We start from the raw sequence: 26668 nt of genomic DNA, 5'->3' as shown, positions 1-26668 counted from the left end.
CCAATAGATTCAGGCGTATTAAAACTCCCCAGGATGAATATCTGATGGTATTATGGATTTATATTCATCGCCATTTCTAGCTTCTATCAAATCTCTGTGCGCATCTTTTAATAAATCTGGATTTTCGAGAATATCTAGGGCGCTGCATGCTAAAACTAAAGCTGCAAAGTGCATTCCCTTATGAGCAATGGATGATTTGCCTTGAGCGACAGCCATCCAATTATGAACTTGTGTGCCTCTTGCAAATGTGGGTGCGCCTAATGTTGTCGTGGGGACAAGCCAACTCACATCGCCGACATCGGTTGACATGGGTGGTACGAAATGTTCTGGAAATTTATACAAATTCGTTTTAATTGGATTTTCAGGGTCTGAATCGGCGGTCAGAGAATTGAAAGACTTTGCGTAAGCAATCTCTTCTGTGGTATATTTTATTGGCAAAGAAAGATTAATATTGTTTTCTAATATGCTATCAAGTGTCTTATTTGGAAGCAAATTGGCATAGGCGCTAACCACTTTAACACTCGATACCGTCTCTGTCATTAGAGCGGCGCCTTTAGCAATGTTGGTAACTCTGTTTAAAATTTCGACGACCTGTGTTAATTTTGGTGCCCTGATTGCATAAATTGATTCAGCTTCCGGAGGCACAATGTTAGGTGCGTCACCCCCTGCGTTTAGTATTGCATAGTGAATTCTTGCGTCGGGAATTATATGTTCTCTTAAGTAATTTGTTCCGACATTCATTAATTCAACTGCATCAAGTGCACTTCTCCCCAAGTGTGGCGCAGCAGCAGCATGAGAACTCACACCTTTAAAATTAAAAAGAACTCTAGCATTTGACAATGATTGATTAATAAGGACTGTTGCATCACCGGGATGCCACGAGAACGCTGCGTCAACATCATTAAATACACCTTCCCTCACCATGAACGCTTTGCCTGAACCGCCTTCTTCAGCAGGACACCCATAGTATCGAACGGTGCCTTTCAGGTGATATTGTGCCATTAATACCTTCAATGCATAAGCAGCTTCCATCGCGGCAGTTCCCAATAGATGATGCCCGCAGCCATGACCTGCACCATTAGCCTGCACAGGTTTTTTAGAAGTTATATCATTAACTTGACTCATTTTCGGGAGCGCATCATATTCGCCTAAAAAGGCAATGATTGGAGAACCAGAGCCATATTCTGCTGAAAATGCCGTTTCGATGTCAGCAAGATTTTCTTTTATGAGAAATCCATGTGCCTCAAAAAAGTTTTTTTGAATGCTTACAGCGTTAAATTCTTTAAACTTTAATTCAGGCGTGTCCCATATCATATCGCTTATTTTTTCAAATTCTGTCTTTTTGTCGTGCATAATTGCTTTAATTTCATTTTTATACATTGTGTCGACCTCCATGTAGAAGCATAATGCCCCATTGATTAATTTTTATTAGCACAGGGGTGTTTAGATTTTTTACCTCCTTCGTATTGTGATACCTAATACATGGTGAATTTATTAGGCTAAGAAAATGGCTTAAAAATATCATAGCATTGAAAAAATATTAAAAATATATACTGTGAGTTTATGGGGGTGATGAAAAATATTCAGAATATTTAGAGATGATAAATCGAAAAGTAAAGAATTGATGATAGTATGAATGTGGGAGAAGTGATAAAAAGAAACAAGCTTCAAATGTAATCTGAATGTATAAGGAAATGATGCGATTTCCTCATATAATTTATTGAAGAGATATAATGGTGTTGGTATTGGGGGATAAGTATGACGTTGATACAATTGAAATATGTAATTGCATGTGAAAAAAACAGATCCTTTTCAGCGGCGGCTAAAGAAATGTTTACATCAACATCCAATATAAGCAAAGCGATTCATAATTTGGAGGTGGAAATTGGTTATCAGGTATTTAATAGATCGGTTAAAGGGCTCGAGATTACTGATAGGGGAAAGCTGTTTTTAAAGCATACTAAAGCCGTTTTCGTAGAGCTCGATTGCATTAATAACCTTGATTTGAAATTGCCGATACACAGACTCAAAATCGCGGGGACACCGATTTCGTTTTTTTTCGAAGCGTTCACAAAATTTGTAAGCAAATATGAAAATGAAGACTGGGTAGAATTGCAATTTGTAACGAATTGCAGGGATATTCCAAACAGTATATTAATAGGTGAAAGTGATTTGGGTCTAATGGTTGCACCAAAGGGCTATTATGATACAATACAATGGACCAAAAAAGGCATTGTGACAAAGGTAATTGCTTCCATGGGGATTAATTTCTACTTTAGAAAGGACCATCCTATCGTTTTAGAATATCAGAAAACGAACGTTATTCCTTACGAACGCTTTTCAAAGTATCCCATGATTGATTATGATAATAATACATTTCTCTTAAATTATGTATCTAAGATAGAGGATTCATTGAAAGGCATTGATCGTACAAAGACGATAAAAATAGATGATCGATATTGGAAAATAGAGCTTGTAAAAAGAACTTCTGGTTTTAGTCTTGGCACACAGATGTCTGAAACCTACACGTCTAATCTAGGCATATGTACACTTCCGGTAGATAATGCAAAAGTTGATGTTTTGGTGCTTTATTCAGCGCATCAACCACTTAACGAGTTAGCCAAAGATTTTTTAGCTTTGCTTAAAGAAGAATTTAATGAAACGCCATGACAAACACAAGAGAAAGAAAAGCACTGATGTTAGAGCTGCTTATTTGCATGCTTTAAAATCAGTGCTTTTTTTAGAGGTCGTCAAGCGCCCATTTGACTGGCGTTTTGCCAATCGATTCGAGGAATGCATTGGTTTTTGAAAAAGGCTTGCTGCCATAGAAGCCTCGATAGACTGACAGCGGACTGGGGTGCGGTGATTGAATGATATAGTGATGTGGTGCAATGCGCTTTTGCTTCGCGCGGGCGTTATTGCCCCATAAAATGAAGACGATGGGCTCCTTGCGCGCGCTAAGATGGTCGATGACGGCATCCGTAAAGGTTTCCCAGCCCTTTCCCTGGTGGGAATTGGCCTGCCCGGCGCGAACGGTGAGAACGGTGTTGAGCATAAGGACGCCCTCGGCAGCCCATTGCTTCAGATAGCCGTGTGTTGGATACGGGACGCCCAGATCGTCGACCATTTCCTTAAAGATGTTCTGGAGTGAAGGCGGCATTTGTATGCCTGGTTTGACAGAAAAGCTGAGGCCATGTGCCTGCCCCTCTCCGTGGTAGGGATCCTGTCCGAGAATGACGGCCTTGACGTCCGGATAGTCGGTGAAATGCAGTGCGTTAAAAATATCGCACATATCGGGATAAATGGTATGATTTTTGTATTCATGCTTTAAAAAAGCCCTGAGTTCTAAATAGTAGGGCTTATCAAATTCTGCCTCGAGCACTTCTTGCCAATGGTTGTGTAAAATAGGCATTTTTCAGGCACCTCCTGTTGTTTACACCATTATAACAAAATTATAATCGTTTGAAAAAGTGATGTGAATTGTCAAAGTGATTGAGATAAGGTATCATAAAAGTAACAGTGTTTTGGGGAGGCATAGAGAGGGGATACCATATGCAGTTAAAATGTGTTTATTTTAGTCCAACAGAGCGGACCAAAACAGTTGTCCGAGAGATAGCCGACCGATTGGTTCGGGCGCAGCCGAATTTATTTGAGAACGTTGTCTACTGTGACATTACGCCAAAGCCTCGGCGGAACAGTGCGCTGTCTTTCGAACCGTCAGATTATGTGATTTTCGGTCTGCCGGTTTATGCAGGGCGTGTTCCAAATGTGCTCTTATCCTTTTTGGAAACAATGACTGGCAACAGTGCTGCAGCAGTGGCTGTGGTAACTTATGGCAATCGCCATTTTGACGATGCCCTCATTGAGCTTTCCGACCTGCTCAGACGTAAAAATTTCAATGTTATCGGCGCCGGAGCCTTTATAGGACAGCATTCCTTTTCAAAAACACTGGCTGCCGGCCGACCGGACCAGCAGGATTTGTTGGCGCTGGATGCCTTTGCATTAGATCTTCTCGCCAAGGGTCAAGTGCCGTTGGTTATCGAATCCATTGAAGGATCACTGCCGGTGCGTCCTTATTATAGACCGCGCAATGCTGCCGGTGAACCAATGCCGTTTAAGGGCATAAAACCTGTGATTGATACGACAGCGTGTACTGCCTGCGGCATATGTGCAGCACGATGTCCCATGGGATCGCTGACTGTTGAAGGCCATGCGTCAGTAACCGGCGCATGCATTAAATGCTGCAGCTGCGTCGTGCATTGTCCAGTGAACGCGGTTCGCTTTGATGACCCGTATTTTGAAGAACATCGCTTGGATTTAGAAAAGACTTACGCCAAAAGGAAAGATCCTGTCTGGTTTTTATAAAACATGTAAAGTTTTTTGCAGAAATAGCCGATATATATCATTATAATGAGTACAAAGTTGTTTTAGTACAAAGTCATAACAAGCATGGCAATCTTATAACACTAAGAGGTGGAGCACGCGTACATGACGTTAAAGAATTCAGATGAGCTTGAGCCTGGGAATGAGGTTAAAGAAGATATTTTTAATCGTGACGGCAGCTTGTTGGTAAGCAGGGGTACGATTATTAATTATGAAATCACCTCAAAACTCAAGAAACACGACATAAATTTTGGGGCCGCAGTCGAGGAGGCAGCTTCCTCTATTCAATCAACGCCGTTGATCGAAGAAGAGAAGATGCAGACCTCTATTCGTGCTGTTCAAAATGTTTTTGAGTCTGTGATGCAACGTGATGTAGGCGGTGTCAAGGCAAATATCCCCGAGGATCAGCTGGCACTGGTCGGCGAAGTCATCGCGGATCTTATGGCGATCCTGATGCGCTCAGAGGATTTGCTTTACACAGTTACCAATCTGATGGCCTCTGATGATTATACGTATCGACACAGTGTCAATGTTTGCATTCTTAGCATTATGACGGCGAATGCCATGGGCTACAGCGATGGTGAAATACGGGATATCGCCCTTGGCAGCCTGCTGCACGATATTGGCAAGGCCAATGTTAAATATGGCTTAATTCAAAAACCGTCGCCGCTTACCGAATCGGAAAAAGAAGAAATGATGAAGCATTCGGAGTATGGTTATGAACTGATAAAAGATATTGAAATAATTCCATACAGCGTGAAGCAAATTGTACGCTTTCATCACGAAAAACTAGATGGCAGTGGTTATCCGCTGGGATTGAAGAAGATGGAAATCCCGGAATATGTTCGCATTGTTACGCTGTGTGACATGTTTGACGCAATGACGGCGAATCGCAGTTATCGAAAGCGCATGCCTGTACATCTGGCGCTTGAAGTGCTCATGCGCGATGCCGTCTATAAAATTGATGCAGGCGTTTACCGTAAAATGACCAGTACCGTTTGTATTTTCCCGCCGGGGCAGGGTGTTTTGCTTTCAGATGGCCGTGTGGGTATCGTCTCAGCATATCGCATACACAGTCCATCGCGACCAAAGGTCAAGCTCATAGAATTCTGTCTTAAAACAGGACAGCTGGAGGTAACGGAAATTAATTTAGAAGCGTGTCACACGCTGTTCATCGTCGACACGTGGGATGTTGCCGACTTCAACAGCTTCTTTACGCGAATCCCTGAGAAGGAATTTTTTGATCCTGAAAATGTGGATGTCGGGACAGTGATTGGGCTTAAACAAACAAATGTTTCGTAATATTAAAATGGGATATGAATAAATAGACAGCGTCAAATGAGATAAATCAGAATGCTGAACAGCAGTACGGAGGGAATATATGAAGCAAGCAGTTATTTTTGTTGGGCATGGTTCGCCGATGAATGCCATTGAACAAAATGCATTTACAGCATCATGGCAAACATTGGGTAAAGCAATCAAACCAAAGGCGATTCTGATGGTTTCGGCACACTGGTTTACTAAAGGTACATGGACGCAAGATGAAAAACAGCCGAAAGTGATCAACGACATGTATGGTTTTCCCAAACCGCTTTATGAAGTAAACTATCAAGTGCAAGGTGATCTCGGACTGACGAATCGCGTTAGACAATGTCTCGGCAGTACGGTTGATATTAACAACAGTTGGGGTATTGATCACGGTGCGTGGTCGGTTCTTGTACACATGTTTCCAAATCGTGATGTGCCAGTCGTTCAACTCAGCGTAGATGCGCTGAAAGCGCCGGAGGCGCATTTTGAAATAGGCCGCAAACTTTCGGTTCTAAGAGATGAAGGCTACCTTATTATGGGTAGCGGTAATATTGTTCATAACCTCAGAAAAGTAGATTTTCATAAAGAAAACGGCGAAGCTTGGGCAGATGCATTTGATTTAAAAATTCGTGATGCCATAGTCGCAAGAGATTATGATAAGTGCTTGAATTACCGTCAATTTGGCGATGTTGCTGAACTGGCAGTCCCGACGACGGACCACTATGATCCTTTGCTATACTGCCTTGGTGCGTCACTGGAAAGCGATACGGTAGAAATTTTTAATGAAGCCCGTGTGATGGGCAGTCTTTCCATGACAAGTTATATTTTCAGGGATAAGGCGTAGCAGGTAACAAGCAAGGTAATAATGCGATTTTCTCAGGTGTGAATCAAAAAAGCGAAGTTGGTTAAGACGTTTGTTCGTACAAGCGCTAAATTGCAAATGAAATTTGAATAACAGAACATAAAAACCGCTCAATCACTGGTGTATTCATCAGATGTGAGAGCGTTTTTTGTGCTTAAACACAAAGTGGTATGCAGTGAATTGGTAGAGGGGAATGTTAAAAATAGTTTACAATTGAAAATGGTTATCAATTGGGTTAATAGTCATTACTTCGGGTATATACATAAGGCTGAGGAGGATATGATGACGCTTTACGTATCGACATTACATAATCCCATACAGAATTTTGCCTTGGAAGAGGCGCTCTTTTTTGGACTTCCGCCAAATGAATCCATTTTGCTTTTATGGATCAATGCTCCGAGTGTGGTTATTGGACGCAACCAAAATCCATGGCGTGAAGTGCATCTTGAGAATATGCTGGCTGATGGTATTCCACTGATAAGGCGACTGTCCGGCGGTGGTGCTGTATATCATGACCTAGGCAATCTGAATTTTACCTTTATCGAATCAGCACGGGATTATCGTTTAGACAGTCACTATGAACTCATCATTGAAGCTATTCGATCACTTGGTATTACGCTGGTGCGCAATGAACGCGATGATATGATTTTTAATGGCAGAAAAGTGTCGGGGAATGCATTTTTTATAAGGGGCAATCGAAAACTGCACCATGGAACAATGCTCGTTGACACAGATGAAGCAGCCATTTGGCGTTATTTAAACCCAATGGCACACCCGATTGAAGCAAGGGGAATTCCCTCAAAGCGAAGTGCGGTAACGAAACTCAGTGCCGTTTCGGAGACCATTACAATCCAGCGCGTTATGAAAGCGATACAAGAAACTTATTTGAGGATGTATCCCAGAGCAGCGACGATCATTGGAACGCCGATGTCAATCCTGCCGACATCTCTGCATGTCGATTACCAAAAAGTCATTCAAAAATTGACTTCGTGGGATTGGGCTTATGGTGAAACCCCTAATTTTACTTACTATTTTGATGCTTCCTCATATGCTTTAATCGAGGGCGGCGTTGTCACAAAAATATTTGGCAACACTGCGAAACCACCCCTTCCCGGGGTTAGAGTTGAAGGAGGACAATGATGTTCATTGAAAAATTTGATCCTTTAAAGGATGATATGATTCAAATTTTGGATCCGTCCGGAAAGATAGTCGACACGGCAAATATGCCGGCACTTTCTGAAGCTAAAATGATCAAAATGTACCAGACAATGCGTGAGAGCCGTATCATTGATGAAAAAACACTCCAGTATCAGCGGCAGGGTCGCATGTTGACCTATGCGCCGAATTTGGGACAGGAAGCAACACAAGTGGGCTCCGCTAGTGCACTTAGACAAACGGACTGGGTGGCGCCGTCATTTCGAGAACTGGGCGTCTGGCTGACGAAGGGTGCGCCGCTCGATAAGATTTTCCTATATTGGTTTGGCAATGAAGAGGGGATGAAAATGTCAGAAGACATTCGTATACTACCGGTCTCTGTGCCGATTGCATCACAGCTTCAGCATGCCACAGGGCTTGCCTATGCAGCTAAGTATCGAAAACTTGATGATGTGGCCGTGGGCTATGTTGGCGACGGCGGCACGAGTCAGGGTGATTTCCATGAGGCGCTTAATTTTGCGGCGGTAAATGCACTGCCGAATGTCTTTATTATACAAAACAATCAATTTGCAATTTCAACACGCCGTGCACTGCAGACAAAGGCGCCTAATTTGGCTGCCAAAGCACTTGCTTACGGCATGCCCGGCGTCATTGTGGACGGCAATGATATTTTTGCTGTCTACGCAGTGGTGTCAGAGGCGGTTGAACGTGCGCGCCGAGGTGAAGGGCCGACGCTTATCGAATGCTATACCTACCGCATGGGCGCCCATACGACATCGGATGATCCAACGGTTTATCGTGAAGAGATGGAAGTTGATCCATGGCGCGGCAAGGACCCAATTGACAGAATGTATAAATATCTCGTCGCCGAGGGGCTTTGGTCAGAAGAGCAGGAAGATGCTTTTGTGCGCGAAACGGCTGACCGTGTGAAACAAACATTTGAAACCGTTGAAAAATCAGGTTTTACGCCGCTTGAAGACATTTTCGATTACGTTTATGCTGAACGCACGCCGATTTTGGAAGCACAGTATCAGTCGCGCAAAGCCTTTTACGAAAAGGAGGGGAAATAAATGTTAGTATTGAACCTTATTGAAGCGCTGACAAATGCGCTGGATGTTTCGATGGCAGCAGATTCCAGTATTATCGTCTATGGCGAGGATGTCGGTTTTGAAGGCGGCGTCTTCAGGGCAACAAAGGGACTGCAGGCAAAATACGGCGTCGACAGGTGCTTTGACAGTATTCTTGCAGAATCGTCAATTGTCGGTTCAGGTATCGGCATGGCGATCAACGGTTTAAAACCCGTTGTTGAAATTCAATTTTCAGGTTTTGTATTTCCCGCCATTAATCAAATTGTGACACATGCGGCACGCATGCGCAACCGTTCCAGGGGACTATACACGGTGCCAATGGTCATTCGAATGCCATATGGCGGCGGCGTGCGGGCATTGGAACACCATTCAGAATCGCTTGAAGCGATTTTTGCGCATACGGCAGGTCTAAAAGTGGTGATTCCATCGACGCCTTATGATGCAAAAGGGCTGATGATGGCAGCGATTAATGATCCCGATCCCGTGATATTTATGGAGCCAAAGCGTATTTACAGGGCATTTAAGCAAGAAGTGCCTGAAGGTATTTATGAAATTCCAATTGGAAAGGCAAAAATTGTCAAACCGGGTGATGACTTGACGGTCGTCGCATGGGGCTCAATGCTCAGAGACGTGCAGAAAGCTGTTGAAATATTGGAAAAAGAAGGCCATAGCATTGAATTGATTGATTTGAGGACGATATCGCCTATTGACCGTGAAACGATCATCACATCGGTTCAGAAGACGGGACGATTTGCCGTGGTTCATGAAGCGGCGCGTTCGTTTGGACCGGGTGCGGAGCTCATTTCTATTGTCAATGAGGGCGCATTTCTGCATTTGGAAGCACCGCCAACGCGCATTACCAGTGTTGACACCATTGTACCGTTGCCTAAGGGAGAACATCACTATGTACCGTCTGTCGAGGGCATCGTCGCGGAACTCAGAGCTGTACTCACATTTTAGGAGGTGATGTCGTGTTTAATGTTAAATTTGCAGATATAGGCGAGGGCATTCATGAAGGTGTCCTGCTCAAACTATTTGTTGATATTGGTCAAACCGTTGAAGAAGGTGAGAATCTTTTTACACTTGAGACGGATAAAGTGAATGCCGAAATACCGTCGCCGGTATCAGGAATGGTAAAATCTGTTCAATACGCCGTTGGCGATCGCGTCAACGTCGGTGATACCATTGTCGTTATCGATGACGGCCAGCCTGGTGTGCGTTCGAATATGGCGATGAGTGAATCAGAAATGGAATCGACTGATACAAACGTTGACAAATCTGAGACGGGCGGCGAAAAAACGCCAAAAAACACAGAGCCGCGGTTTGATACTGGCGATTCGGTTGTTGAAACCGTTGAAGAGGCGAAGGGTGCCAGTGTCGTCGGTGAAATTGAGGTATCTTCTCAGTTGATTCCAGCCAGTGAGGAAGGTGCTGCGCATGCAGCTGAAACTGGCGTGAAGCGAAAAGTGTTAGCAACACCAGTGGCGCGGTCGCTGGCAAAAGATCTCGGCGTTGATATACAGCGCGTGAATGGGACTGGGCCAAATGGCCGCGTTATGAAAGCGGATATTCGTGCGTTTGCTGACGCACAGCAGCGTGCAGCAGCGGAAGTGCCTTTGTCGCAAAGTGCAGTGAATACGCCTGTGGCAAATACATCAAAACCGCTTCCGTCAAGTGATGTGCCGGTCAAACGCGTCCAAATGTCGATGCTGCGAAAGACTGTTGCAGAAAATATGGTTCAGTCGCGCTTTACAATTCCGCATACGACCATGATGGATGAAGTGGATGTCCATGAACTGGTGGCGCTTAAGCGAGAGGTTGCGGAACTGGCGACGGAAGAAGGCGTTAAGTTGACTTATCTGGCGTTTTTTATCAAGGCAATTGTCTTAGGTCTTAAAGCATTTCCGTTTATGAATGCCAGTGTAGATATGGCAAACAGCGAAGTGCTCTTAAAGCAGGCATATCACATTGGCATTGCCGTGGATACACCGGATGGCTTAATGGTTCCCGTTATTAAAAATGCCGACCAATTGAGCATTTTCGAAATCGCGCGCGAGATTGAACGCCTTAGTCAGGGGGCACGGGCAAGAACACTTCAAATTGCCGAACTGAAAGACAGTACATTCAGCATTACCAATTATGGCTCAGTTGGTTCCAGCTTTGGCGTGCCGATCATTCGCTATCCTGAAGCTGGTATTATGGGTGTCGGCAGCATACAGAAAAAGCCTGTGGTGATTGAAGATGAAATTGTGATTAGAGAAATACTGCCGCTTTCATTGTCATTTGACCACCGCATTATTGACGGTGCCGACGCGGGGCGGTTTGTCAACGAAGTGAAAAGACTTCTGTCAAATCCAAAAAAATTGATACTGATGTAAAAACAAATGATTTCTTGTAACGGATGGTAAGGAAATTCAATCATGCATCATTGAATCCTTAACGGTAATAGGGCTCATGATCACAAGGTAAAATTCAACAGATTGCCGTGAAGGATTAACGATCAACGATCAACGATTAACGATTAACGATTAACGAGAAAAGCAGGGATACAATTTCCTTATTTAAATAGGATTAATAAAACGAGGAGGCCACATGAAAACATATGACATTGTCGTCATCGGTGGCGGTCCAGGTGGCTATGTTGCGGCGATCAAAGCAGCGCAAATGAACGCAAGTGTTGCATTGATTGAAGCAGACCGCATCGGCGGCGTTTGTTTAAACGACGGATGCATTCCGACGAAAACGCTTTTGAGGAGCGCAAAACTCTATCAGGATATGCTGCGTGCAGCATCTTTTGGGATATCCCTAGAAAATGGGAATGCCATACGCGTTGACTGGCAGCAGCTCATGGCGCGCAAGACGTCCGTGGTCAATAAGATTGTCGGCGGCGTTGAACAGCTTTTAAAATTCAACAAAGTGGATGTGTACAAAGGTTATGCGACCATTGCAGATGAAAGAACGGTTAAAGTCGGCGCTGAAACACTTCAGCACAAACACTTGATTATTGCGACGGGATCTTCGCCGCAATACCCGGCAATAGAAGGCCTGCAAAGTGCACTGAATGACGGCATCGTCATTGACAGCACGCGTGCCATCAATTTGGAACAGCATCCCAAACGCATGATTATATTAGGCGGCGGTGTCATTGCCGTGGAATTTGCAACGCTCTTCAACAGCTTGGGAACTGAGGTGACGCTTTTACAGCGCTCCGAACAGATTCTTAAGAATCAAGATGAAGATGTCAAGGTGTTGATCCAGCGACACCTTTCAGAAAGCGGTGTTGCCATTAAGACAGGTGTTGCGATAACGCGTATTGACGGGCACCGCGTCTACTATAAAGATGCACAGGGCGATCATGAAACGACTGGCGATTATATTCTGGCGAGTCTTGGCAGATCGCCAAATACCAAAGGCCTAGAAGTGCTGCCGCTGAAAATGTCAAAACAGGGCATTACCGTTGATGAACATATGAAGACGAACGTATCAAATGTCTATGCCGTAGGCGATGTCTGTGGCGGGATGATGCTGGCGCACGTCGCATCTGCTCAGGGCATTGTCGCTGTCGAAAACATTATGGGCAAGGATTCGACGATCAATTACCGACAGATTCCATCCTGTATATATAGTTTTCCGGAGGTCGGTGCTATTGGTTATACGGAAGATGAGGCGCGGGCTGCGGGATTTGATGTCGGAACGAGCAGTTTTCCACTCAGTGCCAATGGCAAAGCGGTGGCAGAGGGAGAGACGGTGGGATTCGTTAAAATTATTCACGACAAGCAGTATGGTGAAGTGATTGGCGTTCACATCGTCGCATCGCATGCGACGGACATGATTGCCGAAGCCGCGGCGACGATGGCGCTTGAGGGAACCGTTTATGATTTGGCCAAAACAGTCCATCCACATCCAACGCTTTCTGAAATTGTGATGGAAGCGGCACATGGTGCGGTTGATAAACCCATTCACTTAATTAAACGTTGATTTCCAAAATACTGGCTGCTGTCTGTGGTGTGATTTAACAGACCGGTTGACATCGGATGGCTACGAGTGTTATGATGACCGCATAACGTATGAAGGAGTGTTGACATGCCCATTAGAACGAAGCTCGTCATTTCTGAATCGACGAATCCGTGGTTTAATTTAGCTTATGAAGAACAATTGGTGAATACCGTTAAACCGGATGAAGTTGTCCTGTATTTATGGCAAAATGCGCATACAGTTGTGATTGGGAAGCATCAGAATCCTTGGCGCGAAGTCCTCGTCAAGGCACTGGAAGGCGATCAGGGAAAATTGGCACGGCGCCTATCAGGCGGCGGTGCTGTTTATCATGATCTTGGCAATCTGAACTTTACATTTGCCATGAACAGACAGCATGAAGACCTTGAGCGCCAGCTCAGCGTCCTGTTGAAGGCTGTTAAGGCACTTGGCATTGAGGCTTCATTTTCCGGGCGCAATGACATTTTAGCCGGTGACCGCAAGTTTTCAGGCAATGCTTTTTACAATGGCAAAGAAAATTATTATCATCATGGCACACTGCTTGTAGACGTCAACATGGAGCATTTAGGTAAATACCTTAACGCATCGGTTAAAAAACTGTCGGCAAAAGGTGTTAAATCTGTCAAGTCCAGAGTGGTTAATCTCAAGTCGATTAATCCTGAGATTACCATTGATGGCCTCAAGGCGGTACTTGAATCAGCTTTTTCGGAAATATACGGGGTGCCTGAATCTAAAATCTTTATTAATGAAGAAAACATTACGGGGACAGCGCTTGACCGTTATCATCACTATGCTTCGTGGGAATGGCGATTTGGAAAAACGCCTGCGTTTGACGCGACATTCGACGAGCGTTTTGAATGGGGGGAATTTATCCTCAACATTCAATCCAAGCAAGGTGTGATCAATCATGCAGAAGTGAACTCCGATGCGATGTCGACGGCATTTATCGATGCTTTTGAAGGTATTTTTGATGGGATTCCGTTTAAGCGTGAAGCAATTTTAGAGGCGGCACGCCGCGTCGAAGTAGCAGAAGATCTAACAACAATGAAGCAGAATGTTTTGGACTGGTTAGAAACACTGCCGATTTAAGGTGTATTTGCATTAGAATAAACCATTTTGAATACAAAGTTGATGAATAAAGTAATGATGCAATCCTCTCGAATGAAAAAGCCGAGAAGAACGACGAAGGCAATCCAATAAAAATAAGCCGTTATCAGATGATAGCACAGACGAAAGGCATTTTAATTGCCTGTTTGAAAGTGATATCAATGATAACGGCTTTTCTTCATTTTGAATTTTAAAAGGTTAATGCCTGACAGATTGCATCACCGACAGCTGCTGTTTTTGCAGTTCCACCTAAATCCGGTGTAAGGGTTTTAGCATCGACCAAGGTCTTTTCAATGGCATCGACAATGCTATCGTGTTTGTACGCTGGCAGAAGATGATCGAGGAGCAGTTTTACCGTCCAGATCATTGCCATCGGATTTGCGACCTGCTTGCCTGCAATCTCAGGTGCGCTGCCATGCACGGGTTCGAACATGGATGGGTAAGTGCCCTCGATATTGAGATTGGCACTGGCGGCAAAGCCAAGGCCGCCTTGGAGTGCGGCGCCGAGGTCGGTAATGATGTCGCCAAAGAGATTGGATGCGACAACGACGTCGAAGCTCTCAGGACGCTGAATGAAGTACATGCTAATGGCATCCACGTGATTGTTCTCCGTTTTGACGCCGGGGTAATCTGCTGCGATCGCTTTAAAGCGTTCATCCCAGAAGACCATACTGTAGTTGAGTGCGTTTGATTTCGTAACGCTGGTGAGTTTTTTACCCTTTTCGCTTTTTTGCGCGAGATCAAAAGCGTAGCGCATAATGCGGTCTGTATTTTTTCTCGTAAAGACGCCCGTTTGATAGGCGACTTCAGCATCGGTACCACGGTTTTCAAAGTAGCCGTTACCGGCGTATTCGCCTTCGACATTTTCACGAATGACGACAAAGTCTATCATTTCCGGTGTTTTAAATTTCAACGGGCACGGCGCACCGTTTAAGAGCTTGATAGGCCTTAAGTTGACCGCTTGGTCAAAGCCCTGTCGGATTTTTAAAAGCAGGTCTCTCAAGGAAATGTGGTCTGGAACGCCCGGATATCCCACGGCACCGAGCAAAATGCTGTCATAGTCCTTTAATATTTCAAGACCATTTTCAGGCATCATTTCACCAGTTTTATGGTAATATTCACAACCCCAAGGAAAATAGTCGAAGGAAACGGTGGCATAACCGGTTTTTTCAAGGTAATATTTTAAAACTTTAATACCCTCATCCATGACTTCTGTGCCGATTCCGTCTCCGGCGATAACGGCGAGTTTAAAGTGTTTCATGGCTGCCTCCTCTACATTTTTAGTGACCATGCATTTTTAATGCCGTCAGTTTTGCGGATGACTTCAAGTGATTCAGTGCTGACAGGTGCATCGACCGTTAAAAACATTAGTGCATTTGCACTCGTCTTTGACAGGCTGACATTCATCGTTGAAATGTTGATGCATTCGTTGCCGAGTGTGAGGCCGATTTTGCCGATCATACCCGGCTGGTCAATATTTTCGATGAGCAGCATGTTGCCTTTTGGCGATACATCAAAAGCATAACCGTTCATATCGACAATACGCGGTTCATCTTTGCCGAATAATGCGCCTTCTAATGTGAAAATGCCGTTGGCAGTATGAATTTTGGCGGCAATAGAACTTGTATAGTTGCCGCTGATGGTATCGGTGCCCTCGACGATGGTAACACCTCGACTTTCTGCAATGTAGCGTGCGTTGACATAGTTGACGGAGTCTTCAAGAATAATTTCGTAAAGACCTTTCAGGTAAGCCAGCGTTAAAGTTGTTTTATCCATTTTACCGACTTCGCCTTTATAGATGAGTTCGATTTTTTGAACGGCGTCTCTGCGGATTTGATGGTAGATCTTGCCGATGTATTCTGCAAGTTTCAAGTAAGGATGCAATGCTTCAAGTTCTTGAGATTTCAGTGAAGGCAGATTGACGGCATTGGCGACGAGCTTGCCCTGAAGTGCTTCAAAGACTTCTAGTGCAACAGCTTCGCCGACATTTTTCTGTGCTTCATAGGTATCGGCGCCGAGGTGTGGTGTAATGACGGTTTGGTCTAGATCGAGCAATGGTGAAATCGGGTGCGGCTCATCTTTTAAGACGTCAATAGCTGCGCCTGCGACGGTACCGTTTTCCAGTGCTTCATGTAATGCTGCCTCATCAATAATGCCGCCTCGGGCGCAGTTGACGACGCGGACGCCTTTTTTACAGAGTTTGAATTCCTCTGCACCGATAATTCCCAGTGTTTCTTTCGTCTTTGGCGTATGCACGGTGACGATATCTGATTGGCGCATTAATTCACCGAGTTCATCAATTCGCGTTACTTTCAATTGATCGAAGCGCTCTCGGCGAATGTAGGGGTCGTAGGCGATAACATTCATGCCAAAAGACTGCATCCGCGTTGCTACCATGGAACCGATACGGCCGAGGCCGACGATACCAAGTGTTTTATCCATGAGTTCGACACCTCTGAAAAGTGTTCGATCCCATTGCTTTGATTTAATATGTGCATTGGCGCGTGGAATGTTGCGGCACATGGAGAGCATTAAACCAATGGTGTGTTCAGCGGCGGAGACGGTGTTGGCATCCGGCGTATTGACGACGATAATGCCTCTTTTTGTCGCACCGTCCATCTCGATATTGTCGACGCCGTTGCCGGCGCGACCGACGACTTTTAAGTTCGTTGCATGTTCGTAAAGTTCTTCGTTAACTTTTGTAACGCTGCGGACGATGATCGCGTCGTAGACGCCGATACAGTCCAAAAGCGCCTCACGTGAAAGCTTTAGCTTAATGTCCACATTAAATCCCGTTTGCTTCAAAAAATGGATACCTTCATCTGCAATGTGCTCTGCAATTAGTATTTTCATACCTTCCTCCTTGTTTATCACTTTCTATAAGGGTGGTGACGCGCGCCCTTCTGGAATATTTTAATAGGCTTAAATGACAGCTTTATGTTATAAAGCAACTAAAAAAGCCCGTCCTCTGCAAAATGCAAAGGACGAGCTCATATTCCCGCGGTACCACCTTTTTTCATGGACTTGGTCCATGTATCTCTCGGTCATTATCGAAACCACCCGGTCCAAGTTTTCTTGACTGCTCGAAAGTAGATTCACAGGTGCTCCCGTCGTCTTCCACCAAATGACGACTCTCTAGCGGTTAAGCATTCCCGTTATAGTCTTTCTCATCGCGTTTAACTGTTTCAAGTGAATTGTTACAGTTTATTCATATGAAGTTATTAATGGTAAGTATACATAACCGAAAACGGCATGTCAAGATGAAATGCAAGAAAACTTTTAAAAATAATTTTAGATGCATCTTCACGCGTCATTTGGGTATCAAGCGGCTAGGAGGTGGCTGTATGGCAACAAAGATTAAAAAACAATTCTCATTATCTTTTCATTGGGAGGCCCAAGATCCTTTTCTTTTTCTGGCGCATCACCGTGATTTCTATCCTGCGGGCAATGCAGAGATGGGGCCGGTGGCGAATTTAGGCGACCGCAATTTGGGTAATGATTTCGATTTAAACAATGACTTTAAAATGTATCATGGACACACGGTGCCGGGGTTTCCGGCACATCCCCACAGGGGATTTGAGACGGTGACCATTGTACTTGAAGGCTATGTGGATCACTTTGATTCATCGGGCGCATCGGGGCGCTATGGTGACGGTGATGTCCAGTGGATGACTGCCGGTAGAGGGATGCAGCATTGTGAAATGTTTCCGTGCCTCCACGAAACGGCGCCCAATCCGCTTGAACTCTTTCAAATATGGCTGAATTTGCCAAAGGCGCGAAAATTTGTCGAGCCTTATTACAAAATGCTGTGGTCAGAAACGGTACCGTTTAAGCCAATTAGACAAAACAGCCGCGAGGTCGGTAAAGTGAAAGTCATTGCCGGCGAGATTTTTGAAAGCCAAACGATATGCCCTGCACCTGATTCGGTTGCGTCAGATCGCGATGCAGAAGTCGTGATCGCACTGATTGATATTGAACCGAATGAAATGTTGACGCTAACAGCAGCACCAGAAGGCGTTGAGCGAACGCTCTACTTTTATCAGGGTGAGCAACTCTCCGTTGACGGCGAGATGATCAATGCCAAAACGGGCATGATGTTAACGGCAGATGCACTAACACTTAAAAATGGGATGCAAACAGCAAAGTGCTTGCTTTTGCAAGGCCGTCCCATTGGGGAGCCAGTGGCGGCCTATGGGCCATTTGTTATGAATACGAGGGCTGAAATTACAGAAGCGTATGAAGATTATCAGAAAACGCGTTTTGGCGGATGGCCATGGGAAAAGGCAGATCCTGTACATCCTAGGCATGAAGGGCGTGTTGCCAAATATGCTGATGGCACGGTTGCATCTCCAAAAGCGTAAGAGAATGGAACAGCGAATAGCGCATTGCATTTTGAATGATGCAATTTCCTCAAGTGAGAATCCCGCATAACACTTTTTAAGAAAGAAGTGTCATGCGGGACTTTTTATAAGTTTTGAAAGAATGGTGTTTGGCGTCTAGGGAGGTAGAGCGCCTGTTTAACCATCTACTTGAAAATCTTTAATCAGGTTGTTAAGTGCTTCGACGAGAGATTTGAGATCATCAGCAGCATAGGCGAGTTCGTTAACCGTTGCGAGCACCTGTTCTGTAGATGCAGAGGTTTCCTCAGTGCTAGCTGCATTTGCCTGCGCGATCCCTGTTAGGCTTTGAATAACGCCGGTGACGCTGTTGCGACTTTGCGACATATTATCGGTATAATCCTTAAGTGTGGTAATGCGAACTTTCATTTCAGCGACGATATCGACGATTTCACGGTATTTTGTTTCGGTACTGTTGACAGTATGTTGTTGGCTGCCAATGGCATGCTTAACGGCGTCGCTCTTGGTTTGAGCATTTTGAACGTTTTTGATCAGTTCATTCAGCATGTTGTCAATGAGACCGGTTGAATCAGATGTTTGTTCGGCGAGTTTTCGGATTTCATCTGCAACGACGGCAAAGCCTTTACCGGCTTCGCCGGCACGCGCTGCTTCAATGGCTGCATTGAGTGCGAGTAAATTGGTTTGTTCTGAGATATCCGATATGATTTTACTGGCTTCTCCAATCTTGGCGGTGCTGTTATTCGTCTGTGTAATGACATCAAAGATCTCATCAAACATGATGACATTCTTTTTCGTATCGTCCATTAACTGATTAACTAATTTAAGACCATCTTGGGTAATAAGTTCAATGTTATTGCTGAGATCATAAATTTGAGCAGTGTTTTCACCGTTGGCGACGATCATCTGACCGAGCTCGTTAACATCATCAGTGGCATTTTGTGTTTCTTCGGCTTGAGATGTTGCACTTTTGGCAATATCCATAATCGCTTCTGCGACTTCATTCATGGCTATGTTAATCTCATTTGAACTGGATCGCATGGTCTCTGAAGTATTGTTCAAACTTTCAATGCCGGACTTGAGCTGGTGAATGATATCGCGAAGTGTTGTCATCATTTTTTGCCCGGATCTAGCCAAGGTACCCAGTTCGTCCTTTGATTCAGTCACTTTCGTATCAATGGTGACGACGAGGTTCTTATTGGCCATTTGTTCGAGATTATCGGTAACGCTCAGAATAGATTTTCTGAGGAGATTAACGATGTGATACATCATAAATGAAACGATAAGAATAATGACAGCGATGACGATAGCGGCTGAAAGTGCCATTTGTCTGGATCCGCTGAGAAGTTCTTTAGCTTCGCTCTGACCGTAGCTTTCAAGAATTTCGGTCATGATATCGATTTGTTCACGTGCGGTTTCAAAATGCATAGCATTGGCTTTGAAATCGCCCGTTATGGTATTGGGATCAAAGGTATCGTACCAGGCGTTGAATTCTGTAATAAAGACACTTTCCAAATCTGACAGTGTTGCGCCGGAACTGTGCTTGAATTGATTGTATAGCATTTCGTTGGTTTTTAAATTATTAAGGGCATCGGTAACGCGGGTGTATGCTTGGTCGGCATTTTCCTCGTAGGATGCGATGAGATCTGCTTTTAATGTTTCATCCAGTCGATCGTCGAGAATAAGTTCTTTTTCCGCGATTGCTGCTTGGTATAAATCGCGGTCCGCATTGAGAACCATGGCCGTGCTGACATAAGCTTCTTCATATAGCGAAACCTCTGCCGTTTCACTAATGTTTATCATTTGAGTGATGGCAAAAGCAGAAAACAGGATGAGTGCGAGCATCGGCGGTAGAATTAGTGACATGAGTTTCTTTGTGATGCTTAAGTGTTTGATCATAAGCGCCTCCCCAATAAAAAAATCATTTTTATTTTATTTACCCTGTAACTTAAGATTGTTAACATATTGTTTACAACAATCTTAACAAACTTATGTGTAAAGTTGAAGTGATCGTTGGAAAAGATATAGTAAACAGAAGACTTCTGACAATCATTTCGTAATTTTAACAAAATGAATGCGTAGAAGTTTCAGGATGTGGTATAATATTTGCAAATAATTTGCATTTGCATATGAGGAGGTTGATTATGAAAAGAAAAGTACTAATGATATTACTGTCCATTTTCGTTCTCGGCGGCTGCACAGCTAAAACGGCGGAAGTTGAACAAAATAATAAAGCGTCAAATGATATAATAACAGTCGTGGCGACACTTTTTCCGCAATATGATTTTGCAAAGGCAATTGGCGGCGACTATGTTGATGTAAAGCTTTTATTGCCGCCGGGTGTTGAAGCGCATAGTTTTGAACCGACACCAAAAGACATCGTCGATATTGGCAATGCAGACTTATTGCTATATACTGGAGAAGGTATGGAGCCTTGGGTTGCGGATATTGCGGCAACGATTGAAGGGGATAAGCTGCATGTCGTCGATTTGAGTGAGGGTATTTCACTATTAAAGAGCAGCGACGAGTACGATGCAGATGAGCATGATGCAGATGAGCACGATGCGGATGAGCACGATGCAGACGAGCACGATGCAGACGAGCACGATGCAGACGAGCATGATGCAGACGAGCACGATGCGGATGAGCACGACCATGGCGAGTATGATCCCCATTTTTGGCTGGATCCGACGAATGCGATCATCATGGCAGAACACATTGCTGATGAGTTTGTACGTGTGGACCCAGATCATGAAGCAATCTATCGAGCGAATGCGGCGGCTTATATCGAATCGCTCGAAGGACTTGATCGTGATTTAAAAGCGTTTTTCGATGCAACGCCTCAGAAGACGATTATTTATGGCGGTCATTTTGCATTTGCCTATTTTGCTGAACGCTATGAGCTTGACTATATATCTCCATACAATGGCTTCTCGCCAGATGCAGAACCGACACCGCAGCGAATTGCCTCGTTAATTGATGCAATTGAAGCGACGCATACGAAGGCCATTTATTATGAAGAACTGATTTCGCCAAAAGTAGCGGAAGTTATTTCTGAGGAAACAGGTGCTGATATGCTGCTCTTGCACGGCGCCCACAATGTTACGAAAGAAGAACTCGATGCAGGTGTAACCTACGTCAGTATTATGTATGATAATTTAGAAAGACTCAAGGAAGGGTTAGTGGATGAGTAAACTCATTGAACTGGATGATGTTCAAATTAATTACGGCAAAAATGTTATCTTGGAGCATGTCAATTTCAAAGTGTGCTCCAATGACTACATTGGTGTTGTTGGACCAAATGGTGCTGGAAAGACGACGCTGATTAAAGCGCTTTTAGGATTGATGCCCGTTACGCGAGGATCAATCGCTTATGAAGGACAAGTCAAAATTGGTTATTTGCCACAGGTTATTTTAAGCAATGATCATTTATTTCCAGCAAAAGTTAGTGAAATTGTTGGGATCGGCTTGCTCGGTGAAAAGCGATATCCAAAGCGCATCACGATAGGGGATCATAAGCGTATTGATGAGATGCTTGAAAGGCTCGATATTTTATCATTTAAAAATAGGCGCATCGGAGATCTCTCCGGTGGTCAACAGCAGCGCGTCTACTTGGCAAGAGCATTGGTGAATAAGCCGCAGTTACTGATTTTAGATGAGCCAACCAGTGCGCTAGACCCTAAAATACGATCAGATTTTTTCAGACTGATTGAAGAATTTCATCAAACAGATGAAACGGCAATTATACTCATTTCACACGATATGCACGCCATTCAGGAACACGCAAAGACGACGATGGTAATTGAGCGGAATACGGTGACGATGCAAAGGAATGGCGAGGTTAAATGATGGCATTAATAAGCGAGGTATTTCAATATGAGTTTATGCAGAAGGCATTGTTGGTGGGGGTCCTCATTGCATTGTCAAGTGCAGTTTTGGGCATTTTTTTAGTGCTCCGCAAAATGTCAATGATCGGCGATGGGCTGGCGCACGTGAGTTTTGCAACAGTTGCCATTGCACTTTTACTGAATCAGTCACCACTGTTTATATCGATTCCCGTCGTCATGGTGGCGTCGTTTTTTATATTAAAGCTCAATGATGCGGCACGGGTACACGGCGATGCGGCGATTGGTCTCGTTTCATCATTCTCGGTTGCCGTGGGGGTGCTGATTTCGTCTGTATCCACAGGCTTTAATATTGATCTTTTCAGCTATCTCTTTGGGAGTATACTCGTTATCAGGAGTTCTGAAGTTTATTTGTCGCTCTTTTTGGCGGCTGTCGTAATTGGTACTGTCATCTTTTTTTATCACGATTTGTTTGCGATTACACAGGATGAGGCATTTTCCAGAGTGATCGGCATCAAGACGAAGCGTATGAATTATTTGATTTCGGCATTGACGGCAATCACAATATCACTGGGGATTCGGGTTGTCGGGACCATGCTGATTTCCAGTATGATCATTTTCCCAACGGTAACGGCACTTCAAGTGGCGCGAAGTTTTAAGGAGACGATTTTTCTGTCGGCATTTGTCTCAGTCGTCGCCGTCGTTTTAGGTGTTATTGGTTCTTATGTCTTTAATTTGCCGTCGGGAGCAACGATTGTAATGATTAATGCGATGTTATTTGGTGTATTCTTTTTAATTCGGAAATGGAGGCGATGACATGGGTAGTTTTCAACAAGCGATGCAGCGAAGCGGTTTGAAGCGCACAAAACAGCGTGAATGCGTTTATAACGTGCTTGAAAAGGCCGATGTCCCGATTAATGCAGAACAAATATATAAAGAATTGCTGTCGGAATCCATTAATCTGTCGACGGTGTACCGTATTCTTGAAAGTTTTGTTGAAAAAGACATTGCGATTAAAGCGACACTCGGTCAGTCGGTGACGGCTATTTATGAGCTAAACAGACAAGAACACAAGCATCATTTGATTTGTGCTGAATGCCATTCAATTGTGGCTATTTCAGGTTGTCCGCTGGAACAATATGTTGAAGACTTAAGCAAGACGACTCATTATCAAATTCTAGAGCACAAACTGGAGATTACCGGTATTTGTCCGAGGTGCCAAGCAAAGCATGGAAAATAGTCATCTTTAAATTTAATTAAGCAAAATGCATGCCACTAATTCTATAAATGCACAACATTCACAAAACGTTCACAAATTTTTAACACAATTTATGTTTTAGCGCCTTGTAATTTATTTTAATCGGCGTATACTGAGTTTTGAATTTATGTGAAAGGTGTGGGTATGATGCAAGGAAATGCTGGAAATTTGGATGCAACGATTTTAGCGCTGCCAGCGCTAATTTTATTTTTGGGTGTCATGGCGGCGAAGATCAGTAAGTGGCTTCAAGTGCCGGATATTGTCGTTTATTTATTGGCAGGTGTCATCATTGGACCTGCCGTTTTAAATATCGCGAATTTGGAGACGACTTCTGCGGCAAATCAATTTATTTTGACTTTTGGCTCTGCCTTTATACTTTATGATGGCGGTCGGGAAATTAAGCTTAAAGTATTGAATAAGGTGAAGATTACGGTTGCACTGCTTGCCACAGCAGGTGTTTTTTTATCCGCTGCGATTATTGGTGCCGTTTCGACTGTTGTTTTTCATATTGAACCAATTTACGGTCTTTTAATTGGTGCTGTTATTGCGTCGACAGACCCGGCGGCGCTGGTGCCGATCTTTCAAAAAATTAGCATTGTTGATCGCGTCAAGCAAACGGTCATTAGTGAATCGGCGTTTAATGATGCGGCGGGTGCCATTTTGGTACTCTCTATCATTGCCATTATTCAATCGGGACAGTTTTCACTGATGCTCAATTTAGAATCACTGGTGCAAATGATCCTGTTCGGCGTCCTTAGCGGGGCCATTGTCGGCTTGTTGTTTTCATTTTCTGTATCAGAGGGCAAATACGGTTTGTTTACAGAATTCGCGCCAGTGGTCTCTATTTTGGCAGTGCTTATTTCATATTCCCTCGCAGAGGTTCTAGGCGGCAGCGGCTACATGTCCGCCTTTGTGACAGGGTTGATTTGCGGCAATAAAAAACAATTCAAGTTGTGGGTGCCGACAGTTGATTTTGAAATTCAGAAGCATGTGCGCGAAACGGTTACGACGATTATGAAAATATCAATATTTATCCTGTTGGGGATTCATGTTGATTTTGGTGCGCTTCAGATATATTGGAAAGAGGCGCTCATCATTGTCGCCGTTCTTATCTTCATAGCAAGACCGCTGACAGTTTTCATTTGTACGAAACTGGACAGACGTATGGGCTGGCAAAAAAACGAAATTCTGTTTATGATGTGGGTACGTGAAACGGGTGTTATTCCCGCTGCACTAACCGGGGTAATCGTCAGTGAAAAGATACCGCATGCGAGCATTGTTTCCGCAGTTGTCTTTATGACCATTTTATTAACCCTCATGTTTCAGGCGACAACAACGAAAATCGTTGCAACGAAGCTCGGTTTAATTGAAAAATCATCAAAACAAAGCAAAAGCACGACGCTTGACCCTTTAAACAATTAAATTTATAATGAATCTTGTAGGCCTTTCAACTGTGAAAGTTTTCCAAATGAAGGAAGTTGATGACAGTGCAAAATAATTCATTTACGAAATTGGAACTCAAACATCTGGAAATGCTATTTGATGCTTCAAAAGAGGGGCTGTGGGACATGCAGCCGGATGGCTCTGTTAAGTTTTTCAATCAGAATTTCTATAAAGATTTTGAAGTGAATCTAAAGGCTTCGACATTAACGGAATGGAAAGCATTGATTCACCCTGAGGACCGCGTCAGCTTTTCGAATAATGTCTCTAATCAGACGCTTAACGGCATCGAAGACTTTGTCAGTGAATACCGCGTTCGAAATCGGCGCGGTGAATTTGTTTGGATTGAAGCAAAGGGTGTGGCAAAGTTTGATCAACAGGGAAAGTTTGAATACATGGTTGGTTCACATTCGAATATTTCGCATCGCAAAAATGCTGAGGCGCAGATTTATCATTTGGCTTATCATGATCAGCTGACAGGGCTCTATAACCGCGCAATGCTGGTTAAAAAATTGATTTATGAACAGCATGCGCAAATGCTGTATTTAAATCTTTCGAAATTTAGGACAATTAACGACACCTATGGCTATGAGCGCGCCAATGAAGTGCTTAGAGCATTTGCCAACATATTAAAAGTTTATTTTGTAGAAATCGGGGATGTCTTTCGAGTAGACGCCGATGAATTTGCCATTCTACTGCCTTCGGCAATAGAAGAAATTAAACTTAAAGGTCAGTTGATTTTGATAAAGGAACAATTTCAAGCAGCCCTCCATGAGCTCGGCACAGGTATGGAGATCGCAATCAATATCGGCCGTGCGATGCATTCGGACACTTCCAGTGCAGCAGACGGCTCTTTGCGGATGATGGAAGAAGCCAAGTGGGCGATGCTCTATGGTAAAAAACGCGGCTTCGACTATTGTATTGATTATAATGAAGAGATTCGCCAACATACAAAACGCGTTCTCTTTATAGAAACGGGCATTTTGAATGGGCTTCAAAATCATGAGTTTTATATGACGTATCAACCGATTGTATCACTTGGAAGTGAACGCGTTGCCATGATGGAGGCGCTTATGCGGTGGGAGAGTGAAACGTTTGGCATGATTATGCCGGATGAATTTATCCCGATCGCCGAAAAGACGCGTACGATTATTAAGCTCGGTGAATTTGCGCTTGACAGCGCTTGCCAAACCGTTAGAAAGATGCTTGATACCGCCAATGTCAGCATACCGATTTCGATTAACATTTCAGCCATACAGCTTTTTGATTCCAGCTTCTATCAATATGTTCTTAAAACGCTTGCAAAGTATTCGCTGTCAGGCGCACATATTATTTTTGAAATCACAGAGTCCGTGGCGCTCGACATGACGACGAGGACAATAGAAGTCATTAAGCTTTTTCGTGCACTTGGGATTAAGATCGCCCTTGACGACTTTGGTTCCGGTTATTCATCACTTGCTTCCATTCTCAATATTCCATTTGATTTTATTAAGATTGACAAAGCGATTATCCATAAGATGGTTATGGATTCGGAAATAAAAATTTTTATGGGTGCATTGATGTATCTTTGCCATTCAAAGGGATTAATGGTCATTAGTGAAGGCATTGAGACAGCAGTGATGTGTGACAAGGTTGCAGAATTGCAAACAGACTATTTGCAGGGATTCTATTATGCCAAACCGATGAAGGCTGCGGCAGCGGAGGCATACTTAGGGCTTGCTGAACGAAGTTAAAACCATTGAGAATACTGACTTTGAAACGCTTTTTTGATATAATAAATGCAAGGATTTTAACATTTCTTCCACAAAAACCTTGCAGATGGAGGCGCCTCATGTATATCAGAAAGACCAACCAAATCAAAATAGCCGATGATT

Annotated in this window: 22 protein-coding genes and 1 other annotated feature; of the genes, 17 read left to right on the top strand and 5 right to left on the bottom strand. The window is 43.9% G+C overall.

Annotated elements, in window-relative coordinates; genetic code table 11:
- Positions 1-18 precede the first annotated feature (18 nt).
- Positions 19-1380 carry an amidohydrolase gene (locus tag KHM83_RS00110; RefSeq protein WP_213234859.1) on the bottom strand — a complete coding sequence of 454 codons (1362 nt, stop codon included), beginning with the start codon at positions 1378-1380 and terminating at the stop codon, positions 19-21.
- Between the two features lie 378 nt (positions 1381-1758).
- On the opposite strand from KHM83_RS00110, the gene KHM83_RS00105 reads away from it, so the two are divergent.
- Positions 1759-2670: a LysR family transcriptional regulator gene (locus KHM83_RS00105; protein WP_213234858.1), complete on the top strand. Its 912-nt coding sequence runs from the start codon at positions 1759-1761 to the stop codon at positions 2668-2670.
- Between the two features lie 70 nt (positions 2671-2740).
- Here KHM83_RS00105 and KHM83_RS00100 read toward each other — a convergent pair whose 3' ends face one another.
- A complete protein-coding gene (locus tag KHM83_RS00100; RefSeq protein ID WP_213234857.1) occupies positions 2741-3412 on the bottom strand; it encodes a uracil-DNA glycosylase in 672 nt (223 codons plus the stop codon).
- Between the two features lie 140 nt (positions 3413-3552).
- On the opposite strand from KHM83_RS00100, the gene KHM83_RS00095 reads away from it, so the two are divergent.
- From KHM83_RS00095 to KHM83_RS00055, 9 genes are all read left to right on the top strand, one after another.
- The gene (locus tag KHM83_RS00095) at positions 3553-4365 is read left to right on the top strand and encodes a 4Fe-4S binding protein (protein WP_213234856.1); all 813 of its coding nucleotides are present in this window, start codon (positions 3553-3555) and stop codon (positions 4363-4365) included.
- 123 nt (positions 4366-4488) lie between these two features.
- Positions 4489-5685 (top strand): HD-GYP domain-containing protein, encoded by a 1197-nt coding sequence (locus tag KHM83_RS00090; protein ID WP_213234855.1) that lies wholly within the window; start codon positions 4489-4491, stop codon positions 5683-5685.
- Positions 5686-5764: 79 nt separating this feature from the next.
- Positions 5765-6535, top strand: coding sequence for a 4,5-DOPA-extradiol-dioxygenase (gene ygiD, locus KHM83_RS00085; protein WP_213234854.1), 771 nt, complete (start codon positions 5765-5767; stop codon positions 6533-6535).
- Positions 6536-6835: 300 nt separating this feature from the next.
- Positions 6836-7693 carry a lipoate--protein ligase family protein gene (locus KHM83_RS00080; RefSeq protein WP_213234853.1) on the top strand — a complete coding sequence of 286 codons (858 nt, stop codon included), beginning with the start codon at positions 6836-6838 and terminating at the stop codon, positions 7691-7693.
- On the top strand, positions 7693-8778 hold the full coding sequence (pdhA, locus tag KHM83_RS00075) for a pyruvate dehydrogenase (acetyl-transferring) E1 component subunit alpha (protein WP_213234852.1): 1086 nt from the start codon (positions 7693-7695) through the stop codon (positions 8776-8778). The genes KHM83_RS00080 and pdhA overlap by 1 nt, the downstream gene beginning before the upstream one ends.
- The gene (locus tag KHM83_RS00070; RefSeq protein WP_213234851.1) at positions 8779-9756 is read left to right on the top strand and encodes an alpha-ketoacid dehydrogenase subunit beta; all 978 of its coding nucleotides are present in this window, start codon (positions 8779-8781) and stop codon (positions 9754-9756) included.
- 11 nt (positions 9757-9767) lie between these two features.
- Entirely contained in the window at positions 9768-11174 is a 1407-nt protein-coding gene (locus KHM83_RS00065; RefSeq protein WP_213234850.1) for a dihydrolipoamide acetyltransferase family protein, read from the top strand.
- 214 nt (positions 11175-11388) lie between these two features.
- Positions 11389-12774, top strand: a complete 1386-nt coding sequence (gene lpdA, locus KHM83_RS00060; RefSeq protein WP_213234849.1) for a dihydrolipoyl dehydrogenase — start codon at positions 11389-11391, stop codon at positions 12772-12774.
- Positions 12775-12879: 105 nt separating this feature from the next.
- Positions 12880-13878 (top strand): lipoate--protein ligase, encoded by a 999-nt coding sequence (locus KHM83_RS00055; RefSeq protein ID WP_213234848.1) that lies wholly within the window; start codon positions 12880-12882, stop codon positions 13876-13878.
- Between the two features lie 208 nt (positions 13879-14086).
- Here KHM83_RS00055 and KHM83_RS00050 read toward each other — a convergent pair whose 3' ends face one another.
- A complete protein-coding gene (locus KHM83_RS00050) occupies positions 14087-15157 on the bottom strand; it encodes a tartrate dehydrogenase (RefSeq protein ID WP_213234847.1) in 1071 nt (356 codons plus the stop codon).
- Between the two features lie 11 nt (positions 15158-15168).
- Positions 15169-16749, bottom strand: a complete 1581-nt coding sequence (gene serA / locus KHM83_RS00045; RefSeq protein ID WP_213234846.1) for a phosphoglycerate dehydrogenase — start codon at positions 16747-16749, stop codon at positions 15169-15171.
- A 124-nt stretch (positions 16750-16873) separates the two neighbouring features.
- Positions 16874-17076: a binding site (T-box leader), on the bottom strand.
- A 164-nt stretch (positions 17077-17240) separates the two neighbouring features.
- Between serA and KHM83_RS00040 the strand changes: the two genes are divergently transcribed.
- Positions 17241-18257: a pirin family protein gene (locus KHM83_RS00040; RefSeq protein WP_213234845.1), complete on the top strand. Its 1017-nt coding sequence runs from the start codon at positions 17241-17243 to the stop codon at positions 18255-18257.
- A 156-nt stretch (positions 18258-18413) separates the two neighbouring features.
- On the opposite strand, the gene KHM83_RS00035 is transcribed toward KHM83_RS00040, so the two are convergent.
- Complete coding sequence (locus tag KHM83_RS00035; RefSeq protein WP_213234844.1) at positions 18414-20150, bottom strand: methyl-accepting chemotaxis protein; 1737 nt, start codon at positions 20148-20150, stop codon at positions 18414-18416.
- Between the two features lie 245 nt (positions 20151-20395).
- Between KHM83_RS00035 and KHM83_RS00030 the strand changes: the two genes are divergently transcribed.
- The 6 genes from KHM83_RS00030 (at position 20396) to KHM83_RS00005 (ending at position 26527) form a co-directional block, all read left to right on the top strand.
- Positions 20396-21445: a metal ABC transporter solute-binding protein, Zn/Mn family gene (locus KHM83_RS00030; RefSeq protein WP_213234843.1), complete on the top strand. Its 1050-nt coding sequence runs from the start codon at positions 20396-20398 to the stop codon at positions 21443-21445.
- Positions 21438-22100 carry a metal ABC transporter ATP-binding protein gene (locus tag KHM83_RS00025; RefSeq protein ID WP_213234842.1) on the top strand — a complete coding sequence of 221 codons (663 nt, stop codon included), beginning with the start codon at positions 21438-21440 and terminating at the stop codon, positions 22098-22100. Before KHM83_RS00030 ends, KHM83_RS00025 begins: the two co-directional genes overlap by 8 nt.
- Positions 22097-22912 carry a metal ABC transporter permease gene (locus KHM83_RS00020; protein WP_213234841.1) on the top strand — a complete coding sequence of 272 codons (816 nt, stop codon included), beginning with the start codon at positions 22097-22099 and terminating at the stop codon, positions 22910-22912. Before KHM83_RS00025 ends, KHM83_RS00020 begins: the two co-directional genes overlap by 4 nt.
- Before the next feature lies 1 nt (position 22913).
- The gene (locus tag KHM83_RS00015) at positions 22914-23336 is read left to right on the top strand and encodes a Fur family transcriptional regulator (RefSeq protein ID WP_213234840.1); all 423 of its coding nucleotides are present in this window, start codon (positions 22914-22916) and stop codon (positions 23334-23336) included.
- Positions 23337-23498: 162 nt separating this feature from the next.
- Entirely contained in the window at positions 23499-24776 is a 1278-nt protein-coding gene (locus tag KHM83_RS00010) for a cation:proton antiporter (RefSeq protein WP_246542784.1), read from the top strand.
- 59 nt (positions 24777-24835) lie between these two features.
- The gene (locus KHM83_RS00005) at positions 24836-26527 is read left to right on the top strand and encodes a bifunctional diguanylate cyclase/phosphodiesterase (protein ID WP_213234839.1); all 1692 of its coding nucleotides are present in this window, start codon (positions 24836-24838) and stop codon (positions 26525-26527) included.
- The last annotated feature ends 141 nt before the right edge of the window (positions 26528-26668 follow it).

It is taken from the genome of Fusibacter paucivorans (genome assembly GCF_018390735.1).
GTDB classification, from domain to species: Bacteria; Bacillota; Clostridia; order Peptostreptococcales; family Acidaminobacteraceae; genus Fusibacter; species Fusibacter paucivorans.
The sequence above is the reverse complement of the archived record's forward strand: the minus strand, read 5'-3'. Positions and strand labels throughout refer to the sequence as shown.

Bases quoted from the DNA above. Each gene is read 5' to 3' on its own strand.
- KHM83_RS00050 (WP_213234847.1), bottom strand. From the start codon at position 15,157: ATGAAACACTTTAAACTCGCCGTTATCGCCGGAGACGGAATCGGCACA.
- KHM83_RS00090 (WP_213234855.1), top strand. From the start codon at position 4,489: ATGACGTTAAAGAATTCAGATGAGCTTGAGCCTGGGAATGAGGTTAAA.
- KHM83_RS00010 (WP_246542784.1), top strand. From the start codon at position 23,499: ATGATGCAAGGAAATGCTGGAAATTTGGATGCAACGATTTTAGCGCTG.
- pdhA (WP_213234852.1), top strand. From the start codon at position 7,693: ATGTTCATTGAAAAATTTGATCCTTTAAAGGATGATATGATTCAAATT.
- KHM83_RS00055 (WP_213234848.1), top strand. From the start codon at position 12,880: ATGCCCATTAGAACGAAGCTCGTCATTTCTGAATCGACGAATCCGTGG.
- KHM83_RS00080 (WP_213234853.1), top strand. From the start codon at position 6,836: ATGACGCTTTACGTATCGACATTACATAATCCCATACAGAATTTTGCC.
- ygiD (WP_213234854.1), top strand. From the start codon at position 5,765: ATGAAGCAAGCAGTTATTTTTGTTGGGCATGGTTCGCCGATGAATGCC.
- KHM83_RS00070 (WP_213234851.1), top strand. From the start codon at position 8,779: ATGTTAGTATTGAACCTTATTGAAGCGCTGACAAATGCGCTGGATGTT.
- KHM83_RS00095 (WP_213234856.1), top strand. From the start codon at position 3,553: ATGCAGTTAAAATGTGTTTATTTTAGTCCAACAGAGCGGACCAAAACA.
- KHM83_RS00030 (WP_213234843.1), top strand. From the start codon at position 20,396: ATGAAAAGAAAAGTACTAATGATATTACTGTCCATTTTCGTTCTCGGC.
- KHM83_RS00005 (WP_213234839.1), top strand. From the start codon at position 24,836: ATGACAGTGCAAAATAATTCATTTACGAAATTGGAACTCAAACATCTG.
- KHM83_RS00105 (WP_213234858.1), top strand. From the start codon at position 1,759: ATGACGTTGATACAATTGAAATATGTAATTGCATGTGAAAAAAACAGA.
- KHM83_RS00040 (WP_213234845.1), top strand. From the start codon at position 17,241: ATGGCAACAAAGATTAAAAAACAATTCTCATTATCTTTTCATTGGGAG.
- KHM83_RS00020 (WP_213234841.1), top strand. From the start codon at position 22,097: ATGATGGCATTAATAAGCGAGGTATTTCAATATGAGTTTATGCAGAAG.
- KHM83_RS00110 (WP_213234859.1), bottom strand. From the start codon at position 1,380: ATGTATAAAAATGAAATTAAAGCAATTATGCACGACAAAAAGACAGAA.
- KHM83_RS00100 (WP_213234857.1), bottom strand. From the start codon at position 3,412: ATGCCTATTTTACACAACCATTGGCAAGAAGTGCTCGAGGCAGAATTT.
- KHM83_RS00015 (WP_213234840.1), top strand. From the start codon at position 22,914: ATGGGTAGTTTTCAACAAGCGATGCAGCGAAGCGGTTTGAAGCGCACA.
- KHM83_RS00025 (WP_213234842.1), top strand. From the start codon at position 21,438: ATGAGTAAACTCATTGAACTGGATGATGTTCAAATTAATTACGGCAAA.
- lpdA (WP_213234849.1), top strand. From the start codon at position 11,389: ATGAAAACATATGACATTGTCGTCATCGGTGGCGGTCCAGGTGGCTAT.
- serA (WP_213234846.1), bottom strand. From the start codon at position 16,749: ATGAAAATACTAATTGCAGAGCACATTGCAGATGAAGGTATCCATTTT.
- KHM83_RS00035 (WP_213234844.1), bottom strand. From the start codon at position 20,150: ATGATCAAACACTTAAGCATCACAAAGAAACTCATGTCACTAATTCTA.